At 63.2% G+C, this 15,314-nt stretch carries 11 protein-coding genes; 6 read left to right on the top strand and 5 right to left on the bottom strand.

Features of this window, described 5'->3' with window-relative positions; genetic code table 11:
* Positions 1 to 15: 15 nt before the first annotated feature.
* The 5 genes from hslU to HHL25_RS15130 all read left to right on the top strand — a co-directional run bounded on the left by hslU (position 16) and on the right by HHL25_RS15130 (position 8,248).
* Positions 16 to 1,323 (top strand): ATP-dependent protease ATPase subunit HslU, encoded by a 1,308-nt coding sequence (gene hslU, locus HHL25_RS15150; RefSeq protein WP_169593031.1) that lies wholly within the window; start codon positions 16 to 18, stop codon positions 1,321 to 1,323.
* Between the two features lie 179 nt (positions 1,324 to 1,502).
* Positions 1,503 to 2,414: a DUF1402 family protein gene (locus HHL25_RS15145; protein ID WP_246701864.1), complete on the top strand. Its 912-nt coding sequence runs from the start codon at positions 1,503 to 1,505 to the stop codon at positions 2,412 to 2,414.
* A 39-nt stretch (positions 2,415 to 2,453) separates the two neighbouring features.
* On the top strand, positions 2,454 to 3,872 hold the full coding sequence (locus HHL25_RS15140; protein WP_169593026.1) for a cytochrome P450: 1,419 nt from the start codon (positions 2,454 to 2,456) through the stop codon (positions 3,870 to 3,872).
* An 89-nt stretch (positions 3,873 to 3,961) separates the two neighbouring features.
* Positions 3,962 to 5,965: a hydantoinase/oxoprolinase N-terminal domain-containing protein gene (locus tag HHL25_RS15135; protein ID WP_169593024.1), complete on the top strand. Its 2,004-nt coding sequence runs from the start codon at positions 3,962 to 3,964 to the stop codon at positions 5,963 to 5,965.
* Positions 5,966 to 6,076: 111 nt separating this feature from the next.
* Positions 6,077 to 8,248, top strand: coding sequence for a malate synthase G (locus tag HHL25_RS15130; protein WP_169593021.1), 2,172 nt, complete (start codon positions 6,077 to 6,079; stop codon positions 8,246 to 8,248).
* A 73-nt stretch (positions 8,249 to 8,321) separates the two neighbouring features.
* Here the strand turns inward: HHL25_RS15130 and HHL25_RS15125 are convergent, their stop codons facing one another.
* Positions 8,322 to 8,984 (bottom strand): L,D-transpeptidase, encoded by a 663-nt coding sequence (locus HHL25_RS15125; RefSeq protein ID WP_169593017.1) that lies wholly within the window; start codon positions 8,982 to 8,984, stop codon positions 8,322 to 8,324.
* Positions 8,985 to 9,161: 177 nt separating this feature from the next.
* Here HHL25_RS15125 and HHL25_RS15120 point away from each other — a divergent pair, with 177 nt between their 5' ends.
* Positions 9,162 to 9,647 carry an MmcB family DNA repair protein gene (locus tag HHL25_RS15120; RefSeq protein ID WP_169593012.1) on the top strand — a complete coding sequence of 162 codons (486 nt, stop codon included), beginning with the start codon at positions 9,162 to 9,164 and terminating at the stop codon, positions 9,645 to 9,647.
* Positions 9,648 to 9,649: 2 nt separating this feature from the next.
* On the opposite strand, the gene HHL25_RS15115 is transcribed toward HHL25_RS15120, so the two are convergent.
* The 4 genes from HHL25_RS15115 to HHL25_RS15100 all read right to left on the bottom strand — a co-directional run bounded on the left by HHL25_RS15115 (position 9,650) and on the right by HHL25_RS15100 (position 15,081).
* The gene (locus HHL25_RS15115; protein ID WP_169593994.1) at positions 9,650 to 10,216 is read right to left on the bottom strand and encodes an ActR/PrrA/RegA family redox response regulator transcription factor; all 567 of its coding nucleotides are present in this window, start codon (positions 10,214 to 10,216) and stop codon (positions 9,650 to 9,652) included.
* Positions 10,217 to 10,320: 104 nt separating this feature from the next.
* Positions 10,321 to 11,625 (bottom strand): ActS/PrrB/RegB family redox-sensitive histidine kinase, encoded by a 1,305-nt coding sequence (locus HHL25_RS15110; protein WP_169593008.1) that lies wholly within the window; start codon positions 11,623 to 11,625, stop codon positions 10,321 to 10,323.
* 31 nt (positions 11,626 to 11,656) lie between these two features.
* Entirely contained in the window at positions 11,657 to 14,119 is a 2,463-nt protein-coding gene (gene hrpB, locus HHL25_RS15105) for an ATP-dependent helicase HrpB (protein ID WP_169592996.1), read from the bottom strand.
* A complete protein-coding gene (locus tag HHL25_RS15100) occupies positions 14,119 to 15,081 on the bottom strand; it encodes an ornithine cyclodeaminase family protein (protein ID WP_169592991.1) in 963 nt (320 codons plus the stop codon). Before HHL25_RS15100 ends, hrpB begins: the two co-directional genes overlap by 1 nt.
* Positions 15,082 to 15,314: the final 233 nt, after the last annotated feature.

Below are 15,314 nucleotides of genomic sequence, written 5' to 3'. Positions count from 1 at the left end.
ACTGGAACAACCGCTATGACGACCTTTTCTCCCCGCGAGATCGTTTCCGAACTCGACCGTTTCATCATCGGGCAGCACGAAGCAAAGCGCGCCGTGGCCATCGCGTTGCGCAACCGGTGGCGGCGCCAGCAGCTCGACGAGAGCCTTCGTGACGAGGTGATGCCGAAGAACATTCTGATGATCGGCCCGACCGGTGTCGGCAAGACCGAAATCTCGCGTCGCCTGGCGAAGCTCGCCGGTGCTCCCTTCATCAAGGTGGAGGCGACCAAGTTCACCGAGGTTGGCTATGTCGGCCGCGACGTCGAGCAGATCATCCGCGATCTGGTCGAGGTGGGCATCGGCCTGGTGCGCGAAAAGAAGCGTGCCGAGGTTCAGGCCAAGGCCCATGCCGGCGCCGAGGAACGCGTGCTTGATGCGCTCGTCGGTTCCACGGCCTCGCCCGCGACCCGTGACAACTTCCGCAAGAAGCTTCGTGACGGCCTGCTGGACGACAAGGAGATCGACATCGAGATCGCCGACAGCGGCAATGGAATGCCGGGTTTCGAGATCCCGGGCGTCCCTGGCGGCAATGTCGGCATCCTCAACCTGTCCGAAATGTTCGGTAAGGCCATGGGCGGTCGAACCAAGAAGGTGCGCACCACCGTCAAGGCCTCCTATGCCGAGCTGATCCGCGACGAATCCGACAAGCTGATCGACAATGAGGTGATCCAGCGCGAGGCGGTGCGTTCGGTCGAGAACGACGGCATCGTGTTCCTCGACGAGATCGACAAGATTGCCGCGCGCGATGGCGGCGTGGGTGCCGGCGTCTCCCGTGAGGGCGTCCAGCGCGATCTGCTGCCGCTGGTCGAAGGGACCACGGTTTCGACGAAGTATGGTCCGGTGAAGACGGATCACGTCCTCTTTATCGCATCCGGCGCTTTCCATGTCTCGAAGCCGTCCGACCTCCTTCCCGAATTGCAGGGCCGTCTGCCGATCCGCGTCGAACTGAAGCCGCTCACCAAGGAAGACTTCCGACGGATCCTGACGGAGACCGAAGCAAGCCTGATCCGGCAGTACAAGGCACTGATGGCGACCGAGGAGCTCGATCTCGAATTCACCGAAGACGCAATCGACGCGTTGGCAGACGTTGCGGTCAAGCTCAACACCTCGGTCGAGAACATCGGCGCCCGCCGTCTCCAGACGGTGATGGAGCGTGTGCTGGATGACATCTCCTTCAATGCTCCCGACCGGGGCGGTTCGGCCGTCATGATAGATTCCGACTACGTGCGCGAGCATGTCGGGGGAATCGCCGCCGACGCCGATCTGTCGCGCTATATTCTGTGACCGAAACCTAAAAAAGCGCGCATTTGCTGCTGGAATGCCGCCCTTGTGACGGAAAGCGAGGTCGACAAGGGCGGCCTCGCTTCTGTATGCATTGCGCCCGTAAGGCAAAGTCGAAGTTCAGATCTGGAGACACAGGTATCGTGCGGTCTTTTACTCGGGCATTCATCTTCGCGCTCGTCATGCTCGCTCCGGTCGGAGCCGATGCCGGATCGGTGCGCATCGTTCCCGAGGGCAACCGCCATGCCGAGCAGCCACCGATTCCCGGTGCGTCGGTCCGTCGGACCAAGGCAGGAAAGACGACGTTCGACCTGAAGTTCGAAAAGGTGCGTGACCTGTTGGCGACCGACGAGCGCCTGCGTTCCAAGATCAGGAAGACGGCATCGGCATACGGGATCGACCCGATCCACATGGTCGGAGCGATTGTGGGCGAGCACACTTTCAACGTCGACGCCTATGACAGTCTGCAGAGTTACTACGTGAAGGCGGCGTCCTATGCGGGCAGCAGCTTCCGCTTCGCCTATGAAGACGAGGATATTGCCGATTTTGTCGCGCGCCCGGAGTTCTCCGAATGCGCCGGGATCGATGATTCCTATCTGCTCTGGTCCTGTCGTGAAGATGTCTGGCAGAAGACGTTCCGCGGTCATACGGTTGGCGGCAAGTCCTACCCGAACAACCGGCTCAGCGCCGTGTTCTTCCAGCCCTTCTATGCCGGCCAGACCTTCGGCCTCGGCCAGATCAATCCTCTGACCGCATTGATGCTGACCGATCTGGTGCATGACCGGTCCGGTTACGAGAAACTCGACGAGACCGACGCGGCAGGCGTTTACAAGGCCATCATGGAACCCGACGTCTCGCTTGCCTACATGGCGGCCGCGCTGCGCAAGGCGATCGATGACTATCGTTCGATTGCCGGCATGGACATCTCCGGAAACCCGGGATTGACTGCCACCCTGTTCAATGTCGGGAACTCGCGCGAGCGTGCCCAGGCTTTGGCCCGGCGCAATGCGGGCGGTGGCTCGACCTGGCCGGAAGAGAACTATTACGGATGGTTGATCAATGACCGTCTGGATGAACTCAAGGGTCTGCTCTGACGAAGGTTCGCACAGAGCGGCCGCCGCGGGAGCGGAGACATGGCAGCTGTCGATGGTCTTGATCGCTTTGAACCCCCAGCGCCGGTGCCACGCACGGTGCCGCCGTCGCGCCTTGAAATCATCAGGACCGTTCTGCGCAATCCGCTCGAACTTTGGGGCGAGCCCTCCTACACATTGCCCTGGATCGAGACGCGTTTCTTTGGCCGAACGACGCTGATCGTCAACGATCCGGAGCTCATTCGCCATGTGCTCGTGGAAAACTCGACGAACTATCCGATGGACGAGATCCGCCAGCTCGTCCTGCGTCCGATCCTTCGCGACGGATTGCTGACCGCGGAGGGCGATGTCTGGAAGCGCTCCCGCAAGGCGATGGCTCCGGTCTTCACGCCGCGGCACGCGCGTGGATTTGCCCGGCAGATGCTCGAGCAGAGCGAGGCGTTCGCCGACCGATACGCGACGACCGATCCCGACGGACTGGTTCGTGACATCTCGGTCGACATGACGGAACTCACCTACTTGATTCTCGCTGATACGTTGTTCTCCGGAGAGATTGTTGCGGACAATGGTGACATCGCCGGCGATGTCGAGGCACTTCTTCATCACATGGGTCGTATCGATGTGCTCGACCTTTTGAGAGCCCCGCGATGGTTGCCGCGCTTGAGTCGTATCAGAGGGTATCGCGTGCTGCGCAAGTTCCGCTCCGTGGTCCGCAAAACCATGGACGCCAGAAGATCCGCCATGACGGATACCCGGGCGAATGTGCCGCGCGACTTCCTGACATTGTTGCTCGACATCGAAGGGCCGCAGGGTCTCACCTCCGCCGAGATAGAGGACAACATCCTCACTTTCATCGGCGCCGGTCACGAGACGACCGCGCGGGCCTTGTCGTGGACGCTCTATTGCGTTGCCCACAGCCCCGCCGTTCGTGACGGCATGGAGGCCGAGATCGATGGCGTCCTCGCTGAGGGTGCGGACCCGGTAGAATGGATCGATCGGATGCCTCGGGTCCGCGCGGCTTTCGAGGAGGCCTTGCGCCTCTATCCGCCCGCACCATCCATCAACCGGCAGGCGTTCGCCGACGATCGTTTCGTGGCGTCCAACGGAAAGAGCCTCGATATCCGCAAGGGGACGACCGTTCTCATCATGCCCTGGACGCTGCATCGCCACGCACTTCATTGGGAGAATCCGCGTGCCTTCGATCCATCGCGCTTCCTGCCGGAAAATCGTGAGCGGATCGGCCGGTTTCAGTATCTGCCCTTTGGCGCCGGGCCGCGTGTCTGTATCGGCGCGACCTTTGCGCTCCAGGAGGCCGTGATCGCGCTTGCCGTTCTGATGCAGCGTTTTCGTTTCTCGGTGACGAACGAAACGCGGCCATGGCCGGTGCAGAAGCTGACCACCCAGCCGGGTGGCGGCCTTCCGATGCGGGTTCGTCCACGGGGTGTTGCAACTCCACAATAATTGCCGTTTGTCAGCTAGTGTGCTCACGACATCCCGTGCGATAAGCTCTTCCGAACACTTCGTCTTTCCAGAAATTCCGAGGCTGCCGCGTGACACTTCATTACCTGCTGGGCATCGATACCGGTGGCACCTATACGGATGCCGTGCTCTACAGCGAAACGGCAGGTATTCTTGCCAAGGCCAAGGCTCTGACGACGCGGCATGACCTTTCCGTCGGCATCGGCGAGGCGTTGGAAAACGTGCTCGAGTCGTCCGGCATCACCGCAGAAGCAATCAGTCTCGTCTCCCTTTCCACCACGCTTGCCACCAACGCGCTCGTGGAGGGGCAGGGCGGACGTGCCGGTCTGGTCATGATCGGTTTCGGACCGGACGACCTGAAGCGGGACGGGCTCGCCGAAGCCGTCGGCACCGATCCCGTCATCTATCTGCCCGGCGGCCACGACGTTCACGGCAACGAGACACGGCTCGATCTTGGCGCGCTCGAAGAGGCATTGCCGCTGCTGCAACAGGGTGTCTCTTCCTTCGCCGTTGCCGGTTACTTCGCGGTCCGCAATCCGGACCATGAAATCCGTGTCCGTGATTTCCTTCGCGAAAACTGCCACCTGCCGGTGACCTGCAGCCACGAATTGTCGTCCAAACTGGGCGGTCCGCGCCGGGCGCTCACCACGCTGCTCAATGCACGTCTGGTCTCGATGATCGACCGGCTGGTCGGCGCCTGCGAGGATTTCCTGTGTCGCCGGGGCATCGATGCGCCGCTGATGGTGGTGCGGGGGGACGGCGCGTTGATTTCCGCGGCCGAGGCGAGGCTGAGGCCGATCGAGACGATCCTGTCTGGACCGGCAGCAAGCCTTGTCGGCGCCCGGCATCTCACTGGCCTCGATGATGCCGTAGTCTCCGACATCGGCGGTACGACCACGGACGTGGCAATCATGGAGAAGGGACGCCCGCGGCTCGATGCCGAGGGGGCCGTCGTCGGCGGCTATCGCACGATGGTCGAGGCCGTCGCGATGCGCACCTTTGGGCTCGGGGGGGACTCGGAAGTCCGGATCAACGATCGCGGTCTCATGGCGCGCATGGAGCTAGGGCCGCGCCGCCTGGTTCCGCTGAGCCTCGCAGCGGCCCTGCATGGGGCGGACGTGATAGGGATCCTCGAGCGCCAGCTGCGCGCAACCCATGTCGGTCGCCATGACGGTCGACTGGCAATCAGGACCGGCGTCCCCGATCACCTCGCCGCCGGCCTGCAGGCGCAGGAGGCAGCCCTTTTCGCGCGCATCAGCAACGTGCCGGTGGCGCTCGAGCAGCTGTTGACCTCCACGCCGCAAAAGGCAACGCTCGACAGGCTCGTGGCGCGCGGCCTCGTTCACATCTGCGGCGTGACCCCATCGGATGCGATGCATGTGCTGGGCCGGCAGGGCCAATGGAATCGTGAGGCGGCGGAATTGGGACTGCGGCTCGCCATGCGCCAGAAAGACGGCACCGGTCAGCCGATTGCAGGCTCACCCGAGGAGCTTGCCGAGCGCATCGTCGCTCGCCTGACGCGCCAGTCGTCGGAAGTGATCCTTACCGCGTGCCTGGCCGAGGACGGTATCGGCGACATCGATCCGTCCCGCTCGACGCTGATCGATCGCGCTTTGCGCCGGGAACCGGGTATCGTGCAATTCGGACTCTCACTCGATCGCGCCCTGATCGGCCTTGGCGCATCCGCGCCTGTCTACTATCCGGCAATCGGCGAAATGCTCGCGGTTCCTTGCGAGGTACCTGGCGACGCCGATGTGGCCAACGCAATCGGAGCCGTCGTCGGTCGCATCCGCTCCACGGTGACGGTGTTCGTGACAGTGCCGGAAGAGGGTGTCTTCGTGGTTTCCGGAGCCGGGGAGAACATGCGTTTCTCGGACGAGGAAAAGGCCTTCGGCACGGCGCGGCGACGCGCCACCGAGGCCGCTCTCGCCCATGCCCGCGACAGCGGTGCGGACGATGCAGCCGTCTCCATCGTCGAAGAAATCGACGCACCGCAGATCGAGGGCAATCGTAAGCTGGTCGAGGCGCGTTTCATAGCCACTGCCAGCGGCAGACCGCGGATGGTGCACGACTGACCTTTTCCAATTCGTGAAAAATCTTTGTAATTTGTGCTCGATTGACAATGAATGAGAACGGATCATTGTCGCATGATCGAACTACATTTGAAATTTGCGAGGAAAAACATCATGAGCCGGATCGAACTGCACGGGCTTTCAATCGATCGGGAACTGCACAGTTTCCTGGTCGAAAAGGCCATTCCGGGGACCGGCGTGAACGCCGACGCCTTCTTCTCGGGCTTTTCGGCGATCGCCCACGATCTCGCGCCGAAGAACCGTGCGCTTCTCGCAAAGCGAGACGACCTTCAGGCCCGGATCGACGCCTGGTATCGCGAGAACGGCGCACCGGTTGATATGGACGTCTACGAGGCCTTCCTGCGCGAGATCGGTTACCTGCTTCCCGAGGGCGGCGAGGTCAAGGTCTCGACCTCGAATGTCGATGCCGAGATCGCCGAGATCGCCGGCCCGCAGCTCGTCGTTCCCGTCATGAATGCGCGCTATGCCTTGAACGCTGCCAACGCCCGCTGGGGCTCGCTTTATGACGCCCTTTACGGCACTGACGCGATTTCCGAGACGGATGGTGCGGAAAAGGGCAAGGGCTACAATCCGGTGCGGGGTGCGAAGGTCATCGCCTGGGGTCGCAAGCTTCTCGACGACTCGGCACCGCTCGCTGCGGGCAGCTGGAGCGACGTGGCGGCTCTGTCGGTCAAGTCCGGCGCTCTATTCATCACGCTTTCGGGCGGTGCCGTGACCGGGCTTTCCGATCCTGCGCAGCTTGCCGGCTATCGCGGCGGCGCCGACAAGCCGGAAGCCCTGCTGCTCCGCCGCAACGGCCTGCACATTGAGATCGTCATCGATGCCGATGGCATGATCGGCAAGACGGATCCGGCAGGGATCAACGACCTGTGGCTCGAATCGGCAATCACCACCATCATGGACTGCGAGGACTCTGTTGCTGCGGTCGATGCCGAGGACAAGGTCGTCGTCTATGGAAACTGGCTCGGCTTGATGAAGGGTGACCTGACCGAAGAGGTCAGCAAGGGCGGCAAGACCTTCACGCGTACGCTGAACGCCGACAAGACGTTCATCGCGCCGGATGGTGGTTCGCTCGTCCTGCATGGCCGCTCGCTGATGCTGGTCCGCAATGTCGGCCACCTGATGACCAACCCGGCCATCCTCGATCGCGACGGCAACGAGATCCCGGAAGGCATCATGGATGCCGCAGTCACCGCGTTGATCGCTTTGCACGACATCGGTCCCAACGGCCGACGGGCCAATTCCCGCAAGGGGTCGCTCTATGTCGTCAAGCCGAAGATGCACGGACCGGAAGAGGTTGCCTTCGCCTGCGAGATCTTTTCGCGCGTCGAAGCGCTGATCGGCATGGCGCCCAACACCATCAAGATGGGCATCATGGACGAGGAGCGTCGCACCACCGTCAACCTGAAGGAATGCATCCGTGCGGCGAAGGAACGGGTGGTGTTCATCAACACCGGTTTCCTCGACCGCACCGGCGACGAGATCCACACCTCGATGGAAGCCGGCCCGATGATTCGCAAGGGCGATATGAAGCAGGCCGCCTGGATCGCCGCCTACGAAAACTGGAACGTCGATATCGGCCTCGAATGCGGCCTTTCCGGCCACGCGCAGATCGGCAAGGGCATGTGGGCCATGCCCGACCTGATGGCCGCTATGCTCGAGCAGAAGATCGCCCACCCGAAGGCGGGCGCCAACACGGCCTGGGTGCCGTCGCCGACCGCGGCAACCTTGCATGCCACGCACTATCATCGCGTCAATGTCACTGAGGTTCAGGCTGGCCTGAAGAAGCGTGCGCGGGCCAGCCTGCGGGACATTCTCTCGGTTCCGGTCGCGCCGCGACCCAACTGGACGCCAGAGGAGATCCAGCGCGAACTTGACAACAATGCGCAAGGGATTCTCGGCTATGTCGTGCGCTGGGTCGACCAAGGCGTTGGTTGCTCGAAGGTTCCTGACATCAACAATGTCGGCCTGATGGAAGATCGCGCGACCTTGCGCATCTCCGCTCAGCACATGGCGAACTGGCTGCACCACGGCGTCGTCACCGAAGCCCAGATCCTCGAAACCATGAAACGCATGGCCGAAGTCGTCGACCGTCAGAATGCCGACGATGCGGCTTACCGGCCTATGGCCAGGGACTTCAATGGTTCGATCGCTTTCCAGGCGGCTCTCGATCTGGTTCTGAAAGGTCGCGAGCAGCCGAACGGCTATACCGAGCCGGTCCTTCATCGCCGCCGGCGCGAACTGAAGGCCAGTTTGAAGGCCTGAGCGAAACGGAAGGACAACGAAAAAAGCCGCCGGATCACTCCGGCGGCTTTCTTGTCTCGTTTCCCGAGAGACCTTACTGGATGACCACGACCTTGGCGTTCTTGCCCGGGCGAACGCGGTTATAGAGATCGATCACGTCCTGGTTCATCAGGCGGATGCAGCCCGAGGAGGCGGCGGTGCCGATGGAAGCCCATTCCGGGGTGCCGTGCAGGCGGAACAGAGTATCCTGGCCCTTTTCGTTGAAGAGGTACATCGCGCGTGCGCCGAGCGGATTGCGGATGCTCGGCCCCATGCCTTCTTCGACATATTTGGCCACTTCCGGCTTGCGAGCAGCCATTTCCTTCGGCGGATGCCAGGTCGGCCAAGCCTGTTTCCAGGCGATGTAGGCGGTACCGGACCACGCAAAGCCCTGTTTGCCGACGCCGATACCGTAACGAACCGCCTTGCCGTTCGGCAGTATGTAATAAAGGAAGCGTTCGCGGGTGTTCACGACAACCGTTCCGGCCTTTTCCGACGTCTGATAGGAGACGATCTGGCGGTGGAACTTCTTGTCGAGCTTGTTGATCGGGATCGCCGGGAGCGCATAGCCGGCATCGGTGACGCTGCCGTAGGAATCCGTGAAGATCTTGGCCGTGGTTTCGGCTTCGGCAGTCTTCGTCTCGGTCGTGGTAGTGCAACCTGTCAGGGCGATCGTCGCGACGAGGCCGAACACAGTCAATGCATTGCGAAGGTGCATGGGAAACTCGTGTCTGTGGGCTAGGAGATGGTTCTCTCGACCATCTTTGATTATGGTTTATTTTTGATTAAACTCGGCTTTGCAAGTAGCAGGCAAAGGCTGAATGTCTTCGGCGCTGCAAAATGACTCCGCATTGTTTTTTTGCAACATGCGAAAGGGTCGGTTTGGACAATATTCATGACGATTCTTTCCGTCGCCGTAAACAATCCGTTAATCGACGGGCGTCAGTCCGATCGCGCCATGCTGGTGCGGCGCGGGGTGCAGATCCTGTTGCACGACATGCGTCTCGCCTTGCTTCCCGAACTGGCGCTCTCGAACGGCCGACGTGCCGACCTCGTGGGCTTGTCGGAGAAGGGCGAGATCTGGATCATCGAGATCAAGTCGTCGATCGAGGACTTCCGCGTCGATCGGAAATGGCCCGACTACCGGGCCTATTGTGACCGTCTGTTCTTTGCTACCCACCCGGAGGTGCCGCTGTATATCTTCCCCGAGGATTGCGGGCTGTTGTTGTCGGACGGTTACGGCGCCCATCTGGTGCGCGAGGCCCCCGAGCATCGTCTGGCCCCGGCGACTCGCAAGGCCGTGACGCTCGACTTCTCGCGGGCGGCTGCTCAACGCCTGATGCTGGCCGAATGGGCTGCCCGCTCGCCGGGCCGCGACTAGGCTTACTTCGGGGCGCGCTTTGCCAGAATGCGCTGGAGTGTGCGCCGGTGCATGTTGAGACGGCGGGCCGTCTCGGAAACATTGCGCTCACAGCTTTCGTAGACCCGCTGGATATGTTCCCAGCGCACCCGGTCAGCCGACATCGGGTTTTCCGGAACGACCGCCTTCTCGCCCGGGCGCTGCGTCAGCGCCAGGAAGATCTCGTCGGCATCTGCGGGTTTTGCCAGATAGTCCAGTGCGCCGAGTTTTACTGCCGTGACGGCAGTCGCGATGTTGCCGTAACCGGTAAGCACGATCACCCGCGTATCCGTCCGGTGCTGGCGGATGGCCTCGATGACGTCGAGGCCGTTGCCGTCGCCGAGTCTCAGGTCAACCACCGCAAACTTTGGCGGCACAGCCTTGGCCTTTGCGATCCCTTCGGCCACCGAGGCGGCTGTCTCTACCGTAAAGCCGCGGCTTTCCATGGCACGCGCCAGACGGCGCAGGAACGGGATGTCGTCGTCGACGATCAGGAGATTGGGATCCGCGCCGATTGCCTCGTCCCCGCCCTTCTGCGCGCGGTCGGACATCTTCGGATCGGATGGAGATATGTCGGTCATGGCCAGGCATCCCAGCAGTATATCGAAAGGTCGCAAGTCGTTATGGCCACTAATGGCCGATGGGTAAAGTCATTTCAGGCCGGATTGCTCTCCATCCGATTGCGCGGCCAGATGATCTCGACGCGGGCGCCCGGCGTCTCAGGCCCGCGATTTTCGAAGCGCAGCCTTGCGCCGGAGCGTTCGAGCAGCGTCTTGGCGATGAACAGGCCGAGCCCGAGGCCACCTGCCTTGTCGTCCCGTTGACGGCTCGTCACATAGGGTTCGCCGATCCTCTGCATCACGTCGGGCGAATAGCCCACCCCGTCGTCCTCGATCGTCACGACCACCCGCGAGGCATCGTGCTCGACCGTGACGACAACCTTCTCACGGGCAAAATCGACTGCGTTCTCGATCAGGTTGCCGAGCCCGTAGAGGATACCGGCATTGCGCACCCCGACCGGTTCCCTGGCTCGGTCGGATTTCTCCACGAGCTCCAGCTTGATGCCGAACTCGCGATGGGGTGCCAGCACCTCCTCGATCAGCGAGGACAGCGGCAGACGGCGCATATGCGCCTCGCTCTCCGAGGGCAGTGTCGCGATCCTCTTCAGGATGTCGCGGCAGCGTTCGCTCTGGCTGCGCAGCAACTGGACGTCCTCGCCGAAGCGCTCGTCCTGGCCAAGTTCACGCTCCATCTCCTTGGCGACGAGGCTGATCGTTGCCAAAGGAGTGCCCAACTCATGGGCGGCCGCGGCAGCCAGGCCGTCGAGCTGGGAGAGATGTTTCTCGCGTTGCAGCACAAGCTCGGTCGCCGAGAGAGCGTCGGCAAGCAGCGTCGCCTCCTGCGAAACCCGATAGGCGTAGAAGGCGGCGAAGGCCATCATCGAGGTGATCGCGACCCAGACGCCCACCTGCATGATCGGCTGCAGGAAGGGCGCATCGCCGCCGTACCATGGCAGAGGGTAGGGCGAGAAGGCGAGCGCTGAAACGAAGAGGACTGCAAGGATGAAGAGCGCGACCGCGTGCCGCAGCGGCTGAGAGGCAAAGGAGATGATGACCGGCACGCAGATCAGCGGTGCAAATGGGTTGGCCAGTCCGCCGGTGATGTAGAGCAGGGCTGCGAGCTGCAGCAGGTCGAGGCTGAGGACGGCGAAGGCGGCGAGCGGCTCCAGTCGATAAGTTGGCGGAAAGCTTGCCGACAACACGAAGTTGGCGACCGCCAGTGCACCGATCAGAGCCGCGCAGGTCGTGAAGGGCAGGGGGAACTCGAGCCAGAAGTCGACCAGGATGACCGTCAGGCTCTGCCCGGCCACGGCCAGCCATCTGAGCCAGACCAGCGTCTGCAGCCGCAGGCGTCGGCTCGAAGGTCCGAACTGGAGCGTTGCATCCGGCGTGGTGATCATCTGCGGCCTCTCGGTCTTTTCTGTTGTTGCGTCACGTCCCGCGCGGCTTTGCGCGGGTGGTGGGCATGGCGTCGGCCGGATTGTCCGGCCAGGGATGCTTCGGATAGCGGCCGCGCATGTCGGCGCGCACATCTTTCCAGGAACCTGCCCAGAAGCCGGGCAGGTCCCTCGTCGTCTGAATGGGCCGATGGGCCGGCGAGGTCAACTCCAGGACGAGCGGCAGTTTGCCGCCACCGATCGCCGGGTGGGACTTGAGACCGAAGAGTTCCTGAACCCGGATAGAGAGAACCGGCTCGGCGCCGTCGTAGCGAATCGGATGGTTCTGTCCCGTCGGCGCCGTAAAATGCGTAGGGGCGAGGCGATCGAGCTCGCGCTGCAGCCCATGGGGAAGAAGAGCGGCCAATCCATCGGAAAGCGATGCAGCAGTGACGTCGTCGACGCTGCGCACGGTATGCTGGAACGGCGTGAACCAGGTGTCGAGTGACGCGATGAGCGCCTCGTCCGACATGTCCGGCCAGGGCTCTCCGATCGTGCGGTTGAGGAAACCGATGCGTTGTCGCAGCTGTTCCGCCGCTTTCGAGAAGGGCAGGCACGTCAGCCCGAGTTGGCGCACGCCCTCGGCCAGCGCCTCGGCCGCCTGGGGTCCGTTCGGTCTGGCAAGCGGTGTCTCGTCGAGCACGATGGCACCGAGCCGCGTGACCCGCCGGGCGCGGACCTGGCGGCTCGAAGCGTCGAAGAAACACTCCTCCGGGCGCTGGATGGCCTCGGGCAACAGGCATTCGATATCACTCCGACTGACTTCCGCGGCGGCAAGGACGCGCCCCTGGGCGGCCCGGCCGGTCAGGTCGGCGATCACCAACATGTCGGCGCCCGCGAGCCTTTCTGTTTCCGATACTTCGGCGCCGCGGCCATTCGCCATCACGAAGCGTCCCCTTGCCCCACGACGCATCGCGATACGGTCGGGATAGGCATGAAGCAGCAACGGGCCGGCACCCGTCGGGCTCTCGGTACCTTTCCCCGCGCCCGCACTCAGCGCCAGCCGTTCGGCCAGCCTGCGTGCCGAGGCGGCCCGCTCGCCGCCTTCCTGGCGAAAGCGTCGCAGCCGCTCCTCTATGTCGATACCGGTTCCGCCCAGCCCCTGTTCGGTAAGCAGTACGGCAAGCTCCGCCGCCTGCCTGCCGGCGCCGGCGCCCGATGCCGAAAGCACCATGGCGCCGAGACGCACGGGAAGGCCGAGGTCGCGGATCTTCCGTCCGCTGGGTGTCATCGCGCCGGCGGCGTCCAAGGCGCCGATCAATTGAAGCAGGGCTTTGGCTTCGTTCCAGGCGACTTTGGGCGGCGGATCGATGAAGGAGAGCGATGCAGGATCGAGTACCCCCCAATGGGCCATGTCGAGCACGAGGTTCGACAGGTCACCCGACAGGATTTCCGGGGGCGTGAAGGCCGGAAGTGCCGCCGTCTGGCCGGAATGCCAGAGCCTGATCGCAAGTCCCGTTTCCGTACGTCCGGCCCGTCCCGCCCGCTGGTCGGCCGATGCGCGGGAGACCTTGACCGTTTCCAGGCGGGTAATACCGGTTGAGGGCTCGAACACCGGCAACCGCTGCAGGCCACTGTCGATCACCACGCGAACGCCGTCGATCGTGATCGAGGTTTCGGCGATGGACGTGGCAAGCACGATCTTGCGGTATCCTTCAGGCGCGGGACGGATCGCCGCGTCCTGCTCCTTCTGGCCGAGATTGCCGTAGAGCGGCGTGATCAGCGTCGTCTGGTCGAAACGCCCGTCGAGCCGTTCTGCCACGCGCTTGATCTCGGCCTGGCCGGGCAGAAAGGCGAGGATCGAACCGCTCTCCGTCCGATGCGCCTCGACGATGGCCGCGGTGACCGCATCCTCGATCCGCTCGCCGCCGGGCCGGTCGCGATAGCGGATGTCGACCGGAAAGCTCCGGCCTTCGCTGCGGATCACGGGCGCATCGACAAGCAGGGCCGCGATGCGCTCGATGTCCAGGGTCGCGGACATCACCAGCAGCCTGAGATCCGGCCGCAGCGCTGACTGGGTGTCGAGCGCCAGTGCCAGCCCGAAATCGGCGTCGAGCGAGCGTTCGTGAAATTCGTCGAACAGCACGGCCGCGACACCGGAAAGCTCCGGGTCATCAAGGATCATGCGGGCAAACACACCCTCGGTCACCACCTCGATGCGTGTGCGACCCGAAATCCGATTGTCGAGCCGCATGCGATAGCCCACAGTCTCCCCGACCGTCTCTCCAAGCAGGTTCGCCATGCGGCTCGCGGCAGCGCGTGCAGCAAGCCGGCGGGGCTCGAGCAGGATGATCCTGCCGTCGCCGCGCCAGGTCTGGTCGAGCAGGTGGATCGGTACGATCGTCGTCTTGCCGGCGCCCGGAGGCGCCGACAGGATCGCCCGGTTCGCATTCGCGAGTGCCGCCGTCAACGCCGGCAGGCTCTCGGTGACCGGAAGGAAGGGCAGGGCTCTCGCCATCAGGCCTCCTGGCGCGCGAACGGCTCCATCGCTGTTTCGTAGGCGAGAATGGCGCCGGCGAGATCCTCGAGTGCAGCCCCGACGGATTTGAACAGCGTAATCTCCTCGGCGCTGGTCCTGCCCGCGTGGCGCGCGACGGCGAGATCGAACAGGTCGGCCCTGATGTCGGCCTCGGTGATGATACCCGCCTTCAGGGGTTGAAGAATGTCGCCCGCCTCGCTCATCGCGCCGGCGCGGGTGTCGACGAACACGCTGGCGCGGCGCACGGCCTCGTCATCGCTTTCGCGCATGGTCGGCTTGAAGGCGCCTATCAGGTCGAGATGGGCCCCGGGCTTCAACCATGCCCCATGGACGAGCGGTTCATGGGAGAGTGTGGCGCAGGATATGATGTCGGCCGTGCGGACCGCGCTTTCGAGGTCGGTACTGACAGAAACCGCGAACCCGAGCGCGCGAGCATCCTCGGCGGTCTTTTCCGCATTGGCCGGGTTACGACCCCAGATCGAGATACGGCCGATCGGCCGGACCGCGGAATGCGCCTGGATGAGGTTGAGCGACAGGCGGCCGGTTCCGACGACCAGCAGGTCTGACGCATCTTCGCGAGCGAGATACTTGGCCGCGAGCGCCGAGGTGGCCGCGGTCCGCCGCGCCGTCAGCTCGCCGCCGTCCACGACCGCGAGCATCTTGCCGGTCTTTCCCGATGACAGGATGTAGCTGCCGAAGATGGCGGGCAGGCCGCGCAGATGGTTGTCGGGGAACACAGAGACCAGCTTCACCCCTATGTAGTCGCCCGGAACCCAGGCCGGCATTAGAAGCAGGGTCGCGTTCGCCTCGCCGGGAACGGCGACATCGTGATGGTGACGGACCGGCATCACGCAGCTGCTGCGGAACATCCGTTCGATCGCATCAATGAGTTCGGCCCACTTCAGGGCCTGGGCGGTTTCGCCTTCGTGCAGGACGAGCATGTTGTTCTCCGTGTCGATTTGGCGCCGACACTAGCAACTGCGCTGCCCCGTTCAAGCGCGAATCCGGCGCGGCGTCTGCGGAAGTGTGGCCCGGTACACGGGGATATGTCGTCTGTGCGGAATGGTGGTCCGAGCCGACGCGCCTGCCGTCCGGCTTTTGACCCCTATTCTGCCGTCTCTGTATCAAGAGACTGGAATTCCAGTTTAATATCAATAACTTGTTTGATTTTTGG

Origin of the sequence: Rhizobium terricola, from assembly GCF_012927355.1 — a bacterium.
GTDB classification, from domain to species: Bacteria; Pseudomonadota; Alphaproteobacteria; order Rhizobiales; family Rhizobiaceae; genus Allorhizobium; species Allorhizobium terricola.
This window is presented reverse-complemented; position numbering and strand designations above follow the sequence as displayed.